This window comes from Streptomyces sp. SAS_272, from assembly GCF_052543235.1.
Genome location: NZ_JBMNDR010000100.1, coordinates 18,880 through 31,963 on the forward strand (window position 1 = coordinate 18,880; position 13,084 = coordinate 31,963).

Sequence of the window (13,084 nt, forward strand, 5' to 3'; positions counted from 1 at the left end):
GGGTGGCGGCGGCCGGCGACGGGCCCTGGCTGGACGATGCGGCCGGACGGCTGGTGCGCCCTTTCACGGTCAGCGGCGGCCGTACCAGGCCCAGCGTCGCCCTCGACCTCATGTCGCAGGTGATGGCCACCGGCACGGCACCCCTCGGCTACCTCGGACCGGAACACGCACTGGCGCTCGACCTGACCCGTGCGCCCGTGTCGGTCGCCGAGATCGCGGCCCATCTGAAGCTCCCGGCGGCGGTCACCAAGGTGCTGCTGTCGGACCTTCTGGACTGCGGGGCGCTGACCACCAAACCCCCCGAGTACCACCACATCCCCACCGACCGGGCCCTTCTGGAGGCAGTGCTCGATGGACTACGACGACAGCTCTGAGCACGACGACGCGTACGAGGCGTACGGTGCGCACCGCCGCCCCGCAGCGCACGACGGCGGCGGCTCGGACCCCTTTCCCACCGCACTGAAGATCCTGGTCGCGGGCGGCTTCGGCGTCGGCAAGACGACCTTCGTGGGCGCCGTGAGCGAGATCGCGCCGCTCAGCACGGAGGAGCTGCTCACCACCGTCAGCGCCGCGACCGACAACCTCGACGGCATCGAGAACAAGGTCGAGACGACCGTCGCCATGGACTTCGGCCGGATCAGCCTCGACCCACAGCATGTGCTGTACCTGTTCGGGACGCCCGGACAGGAGCGGTTCTGGTTCATGTGGGACGAGTTGTCCGAGGGCGCCCTCGGCGCGGTCATCCTCGCCGACACCCGGCGCCTCGAGGAGTGCTTCGCGGCCGTCGACTTCTTCGAGGAACGCGGCCTCGCCTTCATCGTCGCCGTCAACGAGTTCGACGGCTCCCACCGCTACGACCCCGAGGAGGTGCGGGCCGCCATCGACCTGGACCCGGAGATCCCCGTGGTGCGCTGCGACGCGCGGATCTCCGCCTCCGGCGTCCAGACCCTGCTCACCCTCGTCAAACACCTCATCGCCCACGCGCCGGCCGCACCCCAGCCGAGCCGCGGCGCGCACATGTGACGCCCGCACACAACGCCCCGGAGCCGCATATGACGTTCGTCCACAGTGACGGAGCCCGGCCATGAGCTACGACCCACCGCGTCCGGTCGGTCGTCTGCTGCTCACGCCGGAGGACAGAGAGGCTCCCGCCCGTGCCCGCAGGCTGCGCCGACTCGGCCTCGGGGAACAGCCCGAACCCGCGCTCGACGCCTTCGCGGACCGCCTCGCAGAGGTGACCGGAGCGTCGTACGCCATGGTCAACTTCCTCGACGGGGAACGGCAGTTCTTCGCCGGGCTGCACACCCCGCAGGGCGGCCGGGCCGCGCGGGGCGGCAAACCGGAGGTGGGCCGCCGACTGCCCCGCGAGTACGGCTACTGCCCGCACGTCGTCGTCCGGCGCAAGGCGCTGGTCCTGGAGGACGTCGGCGACTACCCGCGCTTCGCGGGCAACCCGGTGGTCGACGAGTACGGCATCCGCTCCTATCTCGGCGCCCCGCTCATCGACACCACCGGGATGGTGCTGGGCACCGTGTGCGTCGCCGCCCTCGCGCCCCGGCCCTGGGGAAAGGCCGGACTGGAGACCATCAAGGCCACGGCCGCCGACCTCGTCGGACGGCTGCAGCGGCGCGACGCCGGCGATCTCCCGCCCTGAGCGCACGTCAGGGGGCGCGCCAGACGTTGTCGAACGCCGCCTTCTCGATGGACCGCCGCTGCCGGACGGCCTCGAGTTCCGTCACCGCGTCGGCGACCGTCGCCACCACCGTGACGACCGCTTCGCCGAGGGTGTCCGGGAGGCCGCCGGCGGGCTCCTCGCGCAGACCGACGGCGGCCGCCAGCCCGGCGAGGACCGGCTCCTCGGACGCCCAGCGTGCGGTGGCGCCGCTGCGGTCCGGCGAGTCCACGGGCGTGGTCCGCGCGCCGATCAGACGACGCGGCCGGCCGAGCACGCCGTCCGCCTCCAGCCGGGCCGTGTAGGCGGCGGCCAGGTCGCGTCCGCGACGCCACAGCCAGTCCTCGACCGACTCGTACGGCGGCTCCCGCAGCAGCGCCGAGGCGGCCTCCCGCAGGAGCGGATCGCGCGGCGCCGACAACGGGCCGGGCACGAGGAGGCCGCCGTCCACGGCGAGCACTCCGGCCTCGGCCAGATCGAGCGCCTCGGCGCCCGCGAGGGCGAGCGACAGATCGCCCTGCCCGACGGGTCGGGCAGCCGTCATGTCGATCGCGACGATCATCAGGTCCCGTGCTGTGGTCATCGGGGGCTCCACGTCAGTCGGCCGGCCTCGTGCGGGTTGCGGTCCAGGGTGGCACGGCCCACCGTGGTGTGCGGAAGCCGGACCAGGCGAGCGCGGCCGAGCGGGTGAAACGCGGGTGAACGCGGTGGGACCCGTGAGAACCCGTGTGAAGCAGAGCTGTGGCGGTGCTTAAGAAAAGCTCGATGGACCTGGCCGGGCGGAGTGCGGCAGATTGCTGGGCGAATCCACCCGTCTTCCCGGATGCGGGGCCTGTCGGCCTGCCCGCGCCGGGCCCTCATCACAGGAGCCGTTGCGTTGAAGGCGCTGGTCAAGGAGAAGGCGGAGCCCGGGCTGTGGCTCGGGGACGTTCCGGAGCCCGTGGTGGGGCACGGCGACGTGCTGATCAAGGTGCTGCGCACCGGCATCTGCGGCACCGACCTGCACATCCGTTCTTGGGACGGCTGGGCGCAGCAGACGATCAGCACGCCCCTGGTGCTCGGGCACGAGTTCGTCGGCGAGGTCGTCGACACCGGCCGGGACGTCACGGACGTCGCCGTGGGCGACCGGGTCAGCGGCGAGGGTCACCTCGTCTGCGGCAGGTGCCGCAACTGCCTCGCCGGACGCCGTCATCTGTGCCGGGCCACCGTCGGCCTCGGCGTCGGGCGGGACGGAGCCTTCGCCGAGTACGTCGCCCTGCCCGCGTCCAACGTGTGGGTGCACCGGGTGCCGGTGGACCTCGACGTCGCGGCGATCTTCGACCCCTTCGGCAACGCGGTCCACACCGCGCTGTCCTTCCCGCTCGTCGGCGAGGACGTCCTGATCACCGGCGCCGGGCCGATCGGCCTGATGGCCGCCGCAGTCGCCCGGCACGCCGGAGCGCGCAACGTCATGATCACGGACGTCAGCGAGGAGCGGCTGGACCTGGCCCGCAAGATCGGGGCGAGTCTCGCGCTGAACGTCTCCAGGGCGTCCATCGCCGACGGACAGCGTGAGCTGGGGCTGCGCGAGGGCTTCGACGTCGGCCTGGAGATGTCCGGCCGGCCCGAGGCGATGCGCGACATGATCGCCAACATGACGCACGGCGGCCGGATCGCGATGCTGGGGCTGCCCGCCGAGGAGTTCGCCGTCGACTGGGCCCGGGTCGTCACGTCCATGATCACCATCAAGGGCATCTACGGCCGGGAGATGTTCGAGACCTGGTACGCGATGTCGGTGCTGCTGGAAGGCGGTCTCGACCTCGCCCCCGTGATCACCGGCCGGTACGGCTACCGCGACTTCGAGGCGGCGTTCGCCGACGCGGCGAGCGGCCGCGGCGGCAAGGTCATCCTCGACTGGACCGCCTGAGCCGTCCGCTTCCGCCGCTTCCGAGTGCTTCCTAGGAGTTTTCCGATGTTCGACTCCGTGCGCGACGACCTGCGCGCCACCCTCGACGAGATCCGCGCCGCCGGTCTGCACAAGCCCGAGCGGGTGATCGGCAGCCCGCAGTCCGCGACCGTCGCCGTGACCGCGGGCGGCCGGCCGGGCGAGGTCCTCAACTTCTGCGCCAACAACTACCTGGGGCTCGCCGATCACCCCGAGGTGATCGCCGCCGCCCACGAGGCCCTGGACCGCTGGGGCTACGGCATGGCGTCCGTGCGGTTCATCTGCGGGACGCAGGAGGTGCACAAGGAGCTGGAGGCGCGGCTGTCCGGGTTCCTCGGCCAGGAGGACACGATCCTGTACTCCTCCTGCTTCGACGCCAACGGCGGCGTCTTCGAGACGCTCCTCGGCCCCGAGGACGCGGTGATCTCCGACGCCCTCAACCACGCCTCGATCATCGACGGCATCCGGCTGTCCAAGGCCCGTAGGTTCCGGTACGCCAACCGTGATCTCGCGGATTTGGAACGGCAGTTGAAGGACGCCTCGGACGCGCGGCGCCGGCTCGTCGTCACCGACGGCGTGTTCTCCATGGACGGATATCTGGCGCCCCTGGCCGAGATCTGCGACCTCGCCGACCGCTACGACGCCATGGTCATGGTCGACGACTCGCACGCCGTGGGCTTCGTCGGCCCCGGCGGCCGCGGGACGCCCGAGCTGCACGGCGTGATGGACCGCGTGGACATCCTCACCGGCACCCTGGGCAAGGCGCTGGGCGGCGCGTCCGGCGGCTATGTGGCCGCCCGCGCGGAGATCGTCGCCCTGCTCCGTCAGCGCTCGCGCCCGTACCTGTTCTCGAACACCCTCGCCCCGGTCATCGCCGCGGCCTCCCTGAAGGTCCTCGACCTGCTGGAGTCGGCGGACGACCTGCGGGTGCGGCTCGCCGAGAACACCGCGCTGTTCCGCCGCCGGATGACGGCCGAGGGCTTCGACGTGCTCCCCGGCGAGCACGCCATCGCCCCCGTGATGATCGGCGACGCGGCGAAGGCGGGCCGGATGGCGGAACTGCTGCTGGAGCGCGGGGTGTACGTGATCGGGTTCTCGTACCCCGTGGTCCCGCAGGGACAGGCCCGCATCCGCGTCCAGCTGTCCGCCGCGCACTCCACGGCCGACGTCGACCGCGCCGTCGACGCGTTCGTCGCGGCCCGGGCGGAGCTGGAGGAGTCCGCGGCAGCGACGGCCTGACCGCGGGGCTCCGCACGCACGGCGGCCCGGAACGGGCGGCGGACCTCGGCCGGGAACCGGCAGCGTTCCGCGGCCTGCCGTCCGTCCGTCCGAACCGGGGGCGGCGGGCTGTGGGCCGCTCGTGGACGGTCCGGTCGGACCGTGGTCCTGAGGGCCCCGACATATTGCGATAATCGATCCCATGATCGAAGCGCGGCGGCTCCACATCCTCCGTGCGGTGGCCGACCACCGCACCGTGACGGCGGCGGCCGCCGCGCTGTATCTCACCCCGTCCGCGGTCTCCCAGCAGCTGGCGGCCCTGGAACAGGAGACCGGCCACCGGCTGGTCGAGCGTGGCGCCAAGGGCGTGCGGCTCACCCCCGCCGGCGAGATCCTGCTCGGTCACACCAACGCCGTCCTCGCCCAGCTGGAGCGGGCCGAGGCGGAGCTGGCCGCGTACAGCTCCGGCGCGGCCGGCACGGTCACGGTCGCGGCCTTCGCTACCGGCATCGCCCTCGTGGTGGCTCCCGCGGTGGCGCGGCTCGCCCGCACCGCCCCGGGGATACGGATGCGCGTCCAGGACGCCGAGGGCGACGCCAGCCTGCCGATGGTGCTCGACCGGCAGGTCGACGTCGCCGTGGCGGTCGAGTACCGCGGGGCCCCGGCCGCCGACGATCCTCGCCTGACGCATCTGGCGCTCTACGCCGAGCCCTTCGACGCGGTGGTGCCCGTCGCCCACCGGCTCGCCGACGCCGCCGAGGTCCCGCTGGCCGAGCTGGCCAAGGACATCTGGATCGGCCCCTACCCCGGCAACCCCTGCCACGACGTGGTCGTTCTGGCCTGCGAGAACGCCGGCTTCCAGCCCCGTATGGAGCACTCCTCCGACGACTTCCGCGCGGTCGTCGCGCTGGCCTCGGCTGACGCGGGCGTGGCGCTCGTCCCACGTTCGGCGCTGCGCGGCATGGACCTCACGGGGGTGGTCGTCCGGCCGGTCGACGGCGTAGCCCCGACCCGGCGCGTCTTCGCGGCCGTCCGCCGGGGCGCCGAGGAGCACCCGCTGATCCGGCCGGTGCTGGAGGCCCTCGGCGAGGCCGCCGCGGTGTGAGGCCCCTCCGCGGCGCCGGGCCCGCTGCGGTGCCAGGCCTGCGGTGTGGGGCTCGCTGCGGTATGACGCCCGGCCGTGTGAGGGCTGCGTAACACCGGCGTCTCATATCAGGGATACATTCCCGGATATGAGACACGATGCGGACGTGCGGACGCCCGACCCGGTCGACGCACGGCTGGCCGGCCGGCTGGCCGAGCTGCGCGCCGAACACGGCTGGTCGCTGGGGGAGTTGGCCGAGCGCAGCGGAATCAGCCGGTCCACCCTCTCGCGCGCCGAGCGGGCGGAGATCAGCCCGACGGCTTCGCAGCTCAACCGCCTGTGCCACGTCTACGGGCGGACCATGTCGCGCCTGCTCGGCGAGGTCGAGGCGGAGCCCGCCCCGGTGGTGCGCGCCGGCGAGCAGCCGGTCTGGGCAGACCGGGCCTCCGGGTTCGTCCGGCGCTCCGTGTCGCCTCCGCACCCGGCGCTGCGCGGCGAGCTCGTCGAGGGGCGGCTCGCCGTCGGCGCGGACATCGCCTACGACCGGCCGCCCGTGACGGGCCTGGAACAGCATGTATGGGTGCTGGACGGCGTCCTCGAGGTGACGGCCCAGGACACCGTGCACCGCCTCGGCGCCGGGGACTGCCTGCGGCTGCGGGTGTGGGGGCCCACCCGGTTCCGGTGCGCCGGCGACGCCGAGGCGCGGTACGTGCTGGCGGTGGTGCTCCCGTGATCCCGACCCGCCTCGACGCCCCCCGACTGCTCGACCGCGCGCAGGAACTGGCCGGCCTGCTGATCGACACGGTGGACGGCGGCGCCTCGGTGGGCTTCCTCGCCCCGCTGGACCGGGCGGACGCCGTCGCCTGGTGGCGTGAGCGGGCACAGCAGGTCGCCGCCGGACGCCTCGCGGTCTGGGCCGCGCTGGACGGCGACCGGGCCGTGGGCACCGTGAGCCTGGCCTTCGCCGACAAGCCCAACAGCCGTCACCGCGCCGAACTCGTCAAACTCATGGTGCACCGGGAAGCCCGTGGCAGGGGCCTCGCCCGCATCCTGCTCGGCGCCGCCGAGAAGGCCGCCGCCGCGGCCGGCGTCACCCTCCTGCACCTGGACACGGAGACCGGCAGCCCCGCCGAACACCTCTACCGCGCCACCGGGTGGACCAGGGCGGGGGAGGTCCCCGACTACGCGGCGAACCCGTACGGAGTGCTGCGGCCGACCACCCTGTACTACAAACACGTCGCCGCGGGGTGACTGTCAGCGGCAGCCGATACCGTGCGGAGCATGCCGGACGCCGAAGACGTACGCCGTATCGCCCTGTCCCTGCCGGACACCACGGAGAAGACCGCCTGGAGCATGCCCACCTTCCGCGTCGCGGGGAAGATGTTCGCCACCCTGCCCGAGGAGGAGACCTCCCTCGCCGTGCGCTGTCCCAAGGAGGAGCGGGACGAACTGGTGCTGGCGGAGCCCGGGAAGTTCTGGATCGCCGACCACGAGGCCCAGTTCGCCTGGGTGCGGGCCCGGCTGTCCGCTCTCGAGGACGAGGAGGAGCTGCGGGACGTCCTCGCCGACTCCTGGCGGCAGGCGGCTCCGCAGCGTCTGCTGGAGGCCTATCCGGACCTCGGCGTCGCCCGCGACGGCTGACCCGCCCGGCGGCTGCGGCCCGGTAAACGGGTGCGCGACCACCGACCCGAGTGCGGTATGGTTTCCATGCACGTTCGGCCAGGGGAAACCCCAGGTCAGGCGGGCAACGGGACGTGGCGCAGCTTGGTAGCGCACTTGACTGGGGGTCAAGGGGTCGCAGGTTCAAATCCTGTCGTCCCGACTGGAGACAGTCGCAGGTCAGGGCCGGTTTCGGAGGCATCCGAAACCGGCCCTTGGTCGTTCCCGGGGACCGTGCCGGGCCCGGACGCTCGGCGTGCCGCGCGTCCGGTGTCCGTACCGAGGCCGCACTGTCACGGGAGCCCGCGGTGTCGGCCGGGCGTCCCGTGGCCGGCGCCACGCAGGACGGCCTGCGCCGAGGACAGGCGTTCCCTCTCGTCGCGGTCGCCGGCGGTGCCGCTCGCGACGTCGTCCGCCCAGCCGAGCAGCTGGTGGAGGTGAGGGTCGGTCGCGTCGGCGACGATGTGAGGCTCCCCCACGACGACCTCGCCGCCCGTTCCGTCGAGGGCGATGAGCGTCCCCTCGGGCAGGGTGCGCCCGCCCGCCCGGACGCAGCCGTCGGCGACGTCGACGGTGAGGCCCGTGGCCCCCACGACGGCGGGCTTTCCCATCGCACGCGCCACCACGGCCGCGTGGCTGGTCGGCCCGCCGCGTGCGGTGACGACCCCGGTCGCGGCCGCCAGGCCGTGCAGGTCGAGCGGGGAGGTCTCCGGCCGCAGCAGGACGACCGGTCCGCACGCCGCCAGCCGCGCCGCGCTGTCGGCGGTGGTCGCCACCCGGCCGACGGCGACTCCCGGAGAGGCTCCGAGCCCCCGGGTGAAGACGTCCCGGGGGTCGATGGCCGTGATCCGCGGCGTCCGCACCTGGGCGAGGTGCTGCGGTGAGACGCGCAACAGCGCCTCGTCACGCCCGATCGTTCCCGCCTCGGCGAGATCGACCGCGACCCGTACCGCGGCACGCCCGACGAATCGCCCGGGACGCACCTGGAGGATCCACAACTCGCCTGCCTCGAAGGTGAACTCGACGTAGCACGCGTCGCGGTAGTGCTCCTCCAGCTGATCCAGGGCGGTCAACAGGCGGGCCCAGACGGCGGGTTCCCGGCCGGCCAGCTCGCGCAGGGGTCCGGTCAGCGAGGCGCCGGAGACGACGTCCTCGCCCTGGCGGCCGAACAGAACCTCGCCGAACGGGACATGCTCACCGGTGTTGGGGTCGCGGCTGAAGGCGACACCCGTACCGCTGTGCTCGTCGCGGTTGCCGAACACCATCGCCTGCACGGTCACGGCCGTGCCGAGGTCGCCCGGGATGTCGTGCAGCGCGCGGTAGGTCTTGGCGCGCGGGGTGTCCCAGGACGAGAGGACCGCCTCGACGGCGAGCTCCAACTGCCGGGCCGCGTCCTCGGGAACCGGCTCGCCGCTGTGTTCGCGGATGAGCCGCTCGACCTCGTGGATCGCCGCCTCGAAGTCGCCCGGGTCGCCGTCGCGCCCGGCGATCGCCCGGTCCACGCTCGCCAGGCTCTCCTGGCCCACGCCCACGACCTGGGAGGCGAAGCCGGTCAGGAACCGCAGCCGCGAGTCCAGCGCGAAACGCGGGTCGCCCATCTCCTCGGCCAGCGCGGCCGTGGCCCGGGAGGTGAGCCCGAGGTTGAGGACGGTGCTCATCATGCCGGGCATCGACACCTTGCCGCCGGAGCGGACCGACACCGCCAGCGGGCGCTCCGAGCCGCCGAGCTCGCGGTGCGTGGCGGCCTCCAACTCGGCCACGGCGGTCGTGAGTTCGGCGGCGAGGCCGTGGGGCAGCCGCCTGGTGCGGAGGTAGGCGCGGCATGCCTGCGTACCGATGACGAACCCCGGTGGCACGGGCAGCCCCAGACGCCGGAGCACGATGAGCCCGTGCGCCTTGCCGCCCAGGACGTCCGCCGTCTCCTCGACCTCTGCCGAGAGCGGGTGGATGAAGGTCATCGCGTCGTCATCTCTGCGTCGCCTCTGCTGCTTCGGCTGCGGGGGAAGAGGGGGGTGCCACGGGCGGCGGCCGGTGGGTTCAGTGGCGTGGGATGCCGAGCGTGGCCAGCAGGTCCTCGTGCAGCTGGAACCACACGGTGTGGTACGAGGCGGTGCTGTCCGTCAGGTACTCCGGCGCGCCGGACCTCGCGCGGGCGAGCGCGTCCGCGAGGCGGACCGGATAGCGCCGGAACCGGAGCAGGGCCGCGGAAAGCTCCGCGCACAGGGGCTCGGCACGCTGGTGGAACTCCGTGAACCGGTCGAGGACACGGGCGTCGTAGGAGGAGTCGCTGTGGTCGTTCATCGTCATGGAGCCGTCGACGATGTGGGTCTGCCATGCCGTGCAGAGGTCGAGGAGTTCGGGGTTGAGCACGAGGAACCGGTCGAAGGCCGCGGTCAGAGCGGGTCGCGCACCGGCCGTCGCCACCTCCTCGGCGATCCGCTCGGCGTCCGCGGCGCGGCCCGCGTCCGTGAGACCCCAGCCGCCGAACTCGCCCGCGGTGCGCGTGACGAGCCCGGCGACGGCGAGGTCGATCAGTTCCGACTCGACGTCGGACTCGGGCAGTCCTGTCGCCCCGGCCACTGCGGACAGGCCCGAGAAGCCGATGCAGCGAAGGGCGTGGAGCACCAGCAGATCGGCGCCGGTGGCGTGGGACGGAACGGGTCGGGTCATGGTGCGGCCCCATCGGGTGTGGTGTGGGAGACGTCTGCGGTGGTGAGGCCCTGGGCGGCGGCGGCGGCGTGCGCGGCACCCGGTCCCTGGGCTCGGGTGACGATCGTGTCGTGCCGTACGCGGACGGCGTACTCGGTGGTGTCGTCGGCGTCCGGTACGCCGACGGCCGACGCCAGCAGGGTCCGCTCGTCGAGGACGACGCGCAGGCGCGGCCGGTCCTCGGGGTCGAAGGCGCGCCCGAGGCAGCGGGCGAAGTCGCCGATTCTCAGCCGGACGAGGCGTCCGATCCCGGCGGGGTCGGCCGTGGTGACGGCCACGGTGATCAGATCACCGGCCCGTGCGCTGCGGACGGCCTCTTCGGCGGCTTCGAGACGGCGGGCGCCGAGGACCGTGATCACACCGTCTCCGGCGAATCCGACCATGCGCCCGCTGAGCAGGTCCCGCAGCTCACGCGGCGGCTCCCATCGGTCCCGGCAGGCTCGAGCGGGCGGGACGTAGGGCAGGTGCGGGGGGTTCCAGGCGTCGGCGAGGGCGAGCCCGCCCAGGTGCGCGCAGGCCTGTGCGATGTCGAAGGGGTCGCCGAATCCGAGGGCCGGATCCGCCGACGCCCCGGGACCGTCCAGCAGCCGCAGGACCAGCTGAGCCCGCCGTACCTGTCGCGCGGGCGGCGTGCCGGTACAGGGGCGTGCATCCGGTGACTCCAGCGACTCCAGCGCGAGCGCCAGCAAGAGCGCCTCCAGGCGGGTCACCTGGCCGAACGCGGCACGGATCGGTTCGTCGTCGAGCACCTCGGTCAGTGAGCCCAGGTGCGCCCGGCCGGCGGAGGCGCTCTGGCCGGCCAGCGGCAGCCGTTCGAGCCAGATGCGGGCGAAGGCCTCCAGGGCCTCGGCGGTGGAGGTCCGGGCGTGCGGCCGCCCGCCCGCCTGCGGCGCTGCCGGGGGACGGATCCCGCCCGCGCCGCGGTGCTCCGCGGCGGCGCGCTCGAGCATGTCGATCAGCACGGCCAGATAGAGGGCGCGTTTGCTCGGGAAGTTCGAGTAGACCGCGCCACGCGTCAGTTCCGCCCGCTCGGCGATGCCGTCCACCTTCGCCGTGGCGTATCCGCGCTCGGCGAACTCGGCCTTCGCCGCGGTCAGCACGGCGGCGCGGGTGCGTTCCTGCTGTTGAGCCCGTGTCAGCCGGACCATCCGCGACCCCTTCCGTTCGTACGTCGCCGGCGTGCGCGCCGTCGCTTCAGCTGTTCGAGCGTCTCCGCTCGCACGACCGTGTCGATCGGCAGGACGGGCCGGGCGCTTCGCGAGCAGCCCACGTAGATGTTCAGAACATCTGGATGGTATCAACATTTCAGTGTCGAGGGTGTACCCGATGGTCCGCGCGCGGCGGTGCGTCGGACGGGCGATGCGCGGTTCCCGCCGGGGCCGGCGCACAGGTGTCACTTGCGTCCCGCCCGTCAGCAGTACGGGTGAATGGATCGACGGTTCCGATCGGGGGCGGTGGCGAGTCCCTACGGTTTCTGAGTGGATCCGGTGATTTTGCGGGAGAGGCCCTGCGGACCGGGGGCCGGTGGAAAGGCGCACCTGATGTCGGGGTTGGGAAAGCCGCCGGAGGCGCTCGGGCTCGGGGCGGGCCGCCGCCGACGGACCTGGGCACGCAGCTGGGGAGCCGCCGGCGCGGCAGGTCTGGCGGGGGCCGTGCTGACGTGCGGATGGTCCTGGGCGGCCGGCGGCGGGGCGGCGCGGATCATGGCTCTCGGGCCGTCCGCCGGCAGCTGGGCGTTGGCTGCCTCCCTGATGCTCCGCGCGAGGGGGACGAGCGGGCGGGTGCGGACGCGTGTGCTGCTGCTGGCCGGCTCCGCGGTCGCCGGAGGCGTGTACCGGGGGGTGGTCGCCGTGCTGTCGGCCCAGCCCGCGGCTTCGGGGTGGGACATGCGGTCGTTGCCGGGTTCGGTGATGGTCACCGGGGTGACGCTGACGGTCGGTCTGGGGATGGCCGGTCTCGTGGTCGCGGCCGATGCCGGGACAGGCCGGCATGTGCTGCTGCGGCGCGTGCTCGACGGGGTCGTCACCGCGGGAGCCGTCTTCATGACGTTATGGGTCCTGCTGCGGGGCGCCGGTGACGGCTGGCGGCTGGGGACGGGGATGGTCGGTGTCCTGTGGGCCGCCGAAGTCGTTTTCCTCGGGTTCCTCCTGGCCGTGCGCCGTCTGGTGCGGAGCGACCGTAGAGCGACCGTGTGGGCCGGGATCGCCGGGCTGTCCCTCATGCTGGTCGGCGACACCCTGCGGCTGCGGACGGTCGGTCTGCACGGCCCCGAGACGATGTCCTGTCAGCTGGTCGACATCTGCGCGACCGCGGGACTGCTGGTGGTCGCCGTCGGACCTTGGGTGCCCGGCGGGGCGAGCGCGCTGGGCACCGCTCAGCCCGCGCTGCGACGCGGGATGGAGGGTGCGGCGGGGTTCGTCCCCCTGACGGTGTGCACGGCCACGGCGCTGGGATTCGCGCTGGGTCCGTCCGTGCGGGACCCGGTGCCGCTGTTGGTCGGGGGAACGGCACTGCTGAGCCTCTGGGCCCGCCAGAGATTCCTGCCGAGCGGGAACACCGGACACGAGGACTGAGTCCGCGGATCCTCCTGGCGTCGCCCGGGGCCCGGCCGTCCCCGTCCAGCCGGGCGCGAAGCCGCACGAGTCACGCGAGTCGTGTGCATCACGCGAGTCGTGTGAGCCGCCCGCCGGGGCGGGCTCCGCGCGCGACCCGCGGGCCCGGCGACGCTACTTCCGGACCGCGCCCTGACGGCGGCCGCGGGCCCGCGCGCCCCTGGGCGGATCGATGAACTGCAGCTCCAGCGTCGGGGGGGGGGGGG

Annotated in this window: 14 protein-coding genes and 1 tRNA gene; 11 read left to right on the plus strand and 4 right to left on the minus strand. The window is 73.4% G+C overall.

Annotated elements, in window-relative coordinates:
• Window positions 1–2 precede the first annotated feature (2 nt).
• The 3 genes from ACN6LD_RS36415 to ACN6LD_RS36425 all read left to right on the plus strand — a co-directional run bounded on the left by ACN6LD_RS36415 (window position 3) and on the right by ACN6LD_RS36425 (window position 1,654).
• The gene (locus ACN6LD_RS36415) at window positions 3–374 is read left to right on the plus strand and encodes a DUF742 domain-containing protein (RefSeq protein WP_057583818.1); all 372 of its coding nucleotides are present in this window, start codon (window positions 3–5) and stop codon (window positions 372–374) included.
• Complete coding sequence (locus ACN6LD_RS36420) at window positions 352–1,023, plus strand: GTP-binding protein (RefSeq protein ID WP_319189844.1); 672 nt, start codon at window positions 352–354, stop codon at window positions 1,021–1,023. The genes ACN6LD_RS36415 and ACN6LD_RS36420 overlap by 23 nt, the downstream gene beginning before the upstream one ends.
• Window positions 1,024–1,084: 61 nt before the next feature.
• On the plus strand, window positions 1,085–1,654 hold the full coding sequence (locus tag ACN6LD_RS36425; protein ID WP_319189843.1) for a GAF domain-containing protein: 570 nt from the start codon (window positions 1,085–1,087) through the stop codon (window positions 1,652–1,654).
• A 7-nt stretch (window positions 1,655–1,661) separates the two neighbouring features.
• Here the strand turns inward: ACN6LD_RS36425 and ACN6LD_RS36430 are convergent, their stop codons facing one another.
• The gene (locus ACN6LD_RS36430) at window positions 1,662–2,255 is read right to left on the minus strand and encodes a GOLPH3/VPS74 family protein (RefSeq protein ID WP_319189841.1); all 594 of its coding nucleotides are present in this window, start codon (window positions 2,253–2,255) and stop codon (window positions 1,662–1,664) included.
• Between the two features lie 294 nt (window positions 2,256–2,549).
• Between ACN6LD_RS36430 and tdh the strand changes: the two genes are divergently transcribed.
• The 7 genes from tdh (at window position 2,550) to ACN6LD_RS36465 (ending at window position 7,720) form a co-directional block, all read left to right on the plus strand.
• Window positions 2,550–3,578: an L-threonine 3-dehydrogenase gene (gene tdh / locus ACN6LD_RS36435; RefSeq protein ID WP_445045390.1), complete on the plus strand. Its 1,029-nt coding sequence runs from the start codon at window positions 2,550–2,552 to the stop codon at window positions 3,576–3,578.
• 45 nt (window positions 3,579–3,623) lie between these two features.
• A complete protein-coding gene (locus ACN6LD_RS36440; protein ID WP_319189839.1) occupies window positions 3,624–4,835 on the plus strand; it encodes a glycine C-acetyltransferase in 1,212 nt (403 codons plus the stop codon).
• Between the two features lie 181 nt (window positions 4,836–5,016).
• Window positions 5,017–5,919: a LysR family transcriptional regulator gene (locus tag ACN6LD_RS36445; protein ID WP_445045391.1), complete on the plus strand. Its 903-nt coding sequence runs from the start codon at window positions 5,017–5,019 to the stop codon at window positions 5,917–5,919.
• 127 nt (window positions 5,920–6,046) lie between these two features.
• Complete coding sequence (locus ACN6LD_RS36450) at window positions 6,047–6,631, plus strand: helix-turn-helix domain-containing protein (protein ID WP_319189836.1); 585 nt, start codon at window positions 6,047–6,049, stop codon at window positions 6,629–6,631.
• Window positions 6,628–7,149, plus strand: a complete 522-nt coding sequence (locus ACN6LD_RS36455) for a GNAT family N-acetyltransferase (protein WP_319189834.1) — start codon at window positions 6,628–6,630, stop codon at window positions 7,147–7,149. Before ACN6LD_RS36450 ends, ACN6LD_RS36455 begins: the two co-directional genes overlap by 4 nt.
• A gap of 30 nt (window positions 7,150–7,179) precedes the next feature.
• The gene (locus ACN6LD_RS36460; protein ID WP_319189833.1) at window positions 7,180–7,539 is read left to right on the plus strand and encodes an MmcQ/YjbR family DNA-binding protein; all 360 of its coding nucleotides are present in this window, start codon (window positions 7,180–7,182) and stop codon (window positions 7,537–7,539) included.
• A 107-nt stretch (window positions 7,540–7,646) separates the two neighbouring features.
• Window positions 7,647–7,720, plus strand: a tRNA-Pro gene (locus tag ACN6LD_RS36465).
• A gap of 130 nt (window positions 7,721–7,850) precedes the next feature.
• Here the strand turns inward: ACN6LD_RS36465 and ACN6LD_RS36470 are convergent.
• The 3 genes from ACN6LD_RS36470 to ACN6LD_RS36480 form a co-directional block, all read right to left on the minus strand.
• Entirely contained in the window at window positions 7,851–9,515 is a 1,665-nt protein-coding gene (locus ACN6LD_RS36470; RefSeq protein WP_445045392.1) for a pyruvate, phosphate dikinase, read from the minus strand.
• Between the two features lie 79 nt (window positions 9,516–9,594).
• Complete coding sequence (locus ACN6LD_RS36475; RefSeq protein WP_319189830.1) at window positions 9,595–10,227, minus strand: transcriptional regulator; 633 nt, start codon at window positions 10,225–10,227, stop codon at window positions 9,595–9,597.
• Entirely contained in the window at window positions 10,224–11,414 is a 1,191-nt protein-coding gene (locus ACN6LD_RS36480; protein ID WP_445045393.1) for a TetR family transcriptional regulator, read from the minus strand. Before ACN6LD_RS36480 ends, ACN6LD_RS36475 begins: the two co-directional genes overlap by 4 nt.
• Window positions 11,415–11,807: 393 nt before the next feature.
• Between ACN6LD_RS36480 and ACN6LD_RS36485 the strand changes: the two genes are divergently transcribed.
• Window positions 11,808–12,839 (plus strand): hypothetical protein, encoded by a 1,032-nt coding sequence (locus ACN6LD_RS36485; protein ID WP_445045394.1) that lies wholly within the window; start codon window positions 11,808–11,810, stop codon window positions 12,837–12,839.
• The last annotated feature ends 245 nt before the right edge of the window (window positions 12,840–13,084 follow it).

Coding starts and splice junctions, on each gene's coding strand:
- ACN6LD_RS36430 (WP_319189841.1), bottom strand. CDS start 2,255: ATGACCACAGCACGGGACCTGATGATCGTCGCGATCGACATGACGGCT.
- ACN6LD_RS36470 (WP_445045392.1), bottom strand. CDS start 9,515: ATGACCTTCATCCACCCGCTCTCGGCAGAGGTCGAGGAGACGGCGGAC.
- ACN6LD_RS36450 (WP_319189836.1), top strand. CDS start 6,047: ATGAGACACGATGCGGACGTGCGGACGCCCGACCCGGTCGACGCACGG.
- ACN6LD_RS36485 (WP_445045394.1), top strand. CDS start 11,808: ATGTCGGGGTTGGGAAAGCCGCCGGAGGCGCTCGGGCTCGGGGCGGGC.
- ACN6LD_RS36480 (WP_445045393.1), bottom strand. CDS start 11,414: ATGGTCCGGCTGACACGGGCTCAACAGCAGGAACGCACCCGCGCCGCC.
- ACN6LD_RS36460 (WP_319189833.1), top strand. CDS start 7,180: ATGCCGGACGCCGAAGACGTACGCCGTATCGCCCTGTCCCTGCCGGAC.
- ACN6LD_RS36475 (WP_319189830.1), bottom strand. CDS start 10,227: ATGACCCGACCCGTTCCGTCCCACGCCACCGGCGCCGATCTGCTGGTG.
- ACN6LD_RS36440 (WP_319189839.1), top strand. CDS start 3,624: ATGTTCGACTCCGTGCGCGACGACCTGCGCGCCACCCTCGACGAGATC.
- ACN6LD_RS36420 (WP_319189844.1), top strand. CDS start 352: ATGGACTACGACGACAGCTCTGAGCACGACGACGCGTACGAGGCGTAC.
- ACN6LD_RS36445 (WP_445045391.1), top strand. CDS start 5,017: ATGATCGAAGCGCGGCGGCTCCACATCCTCCGTGCGGTGGCCGACCAC.
- ACN6LD_RS36425 (WP_319189843.1), top strand. CDS start 1,085: ATGAGCTACGACCCACCGCGTCCGGTCGGTCGTCTGCTGCTCACGCCG.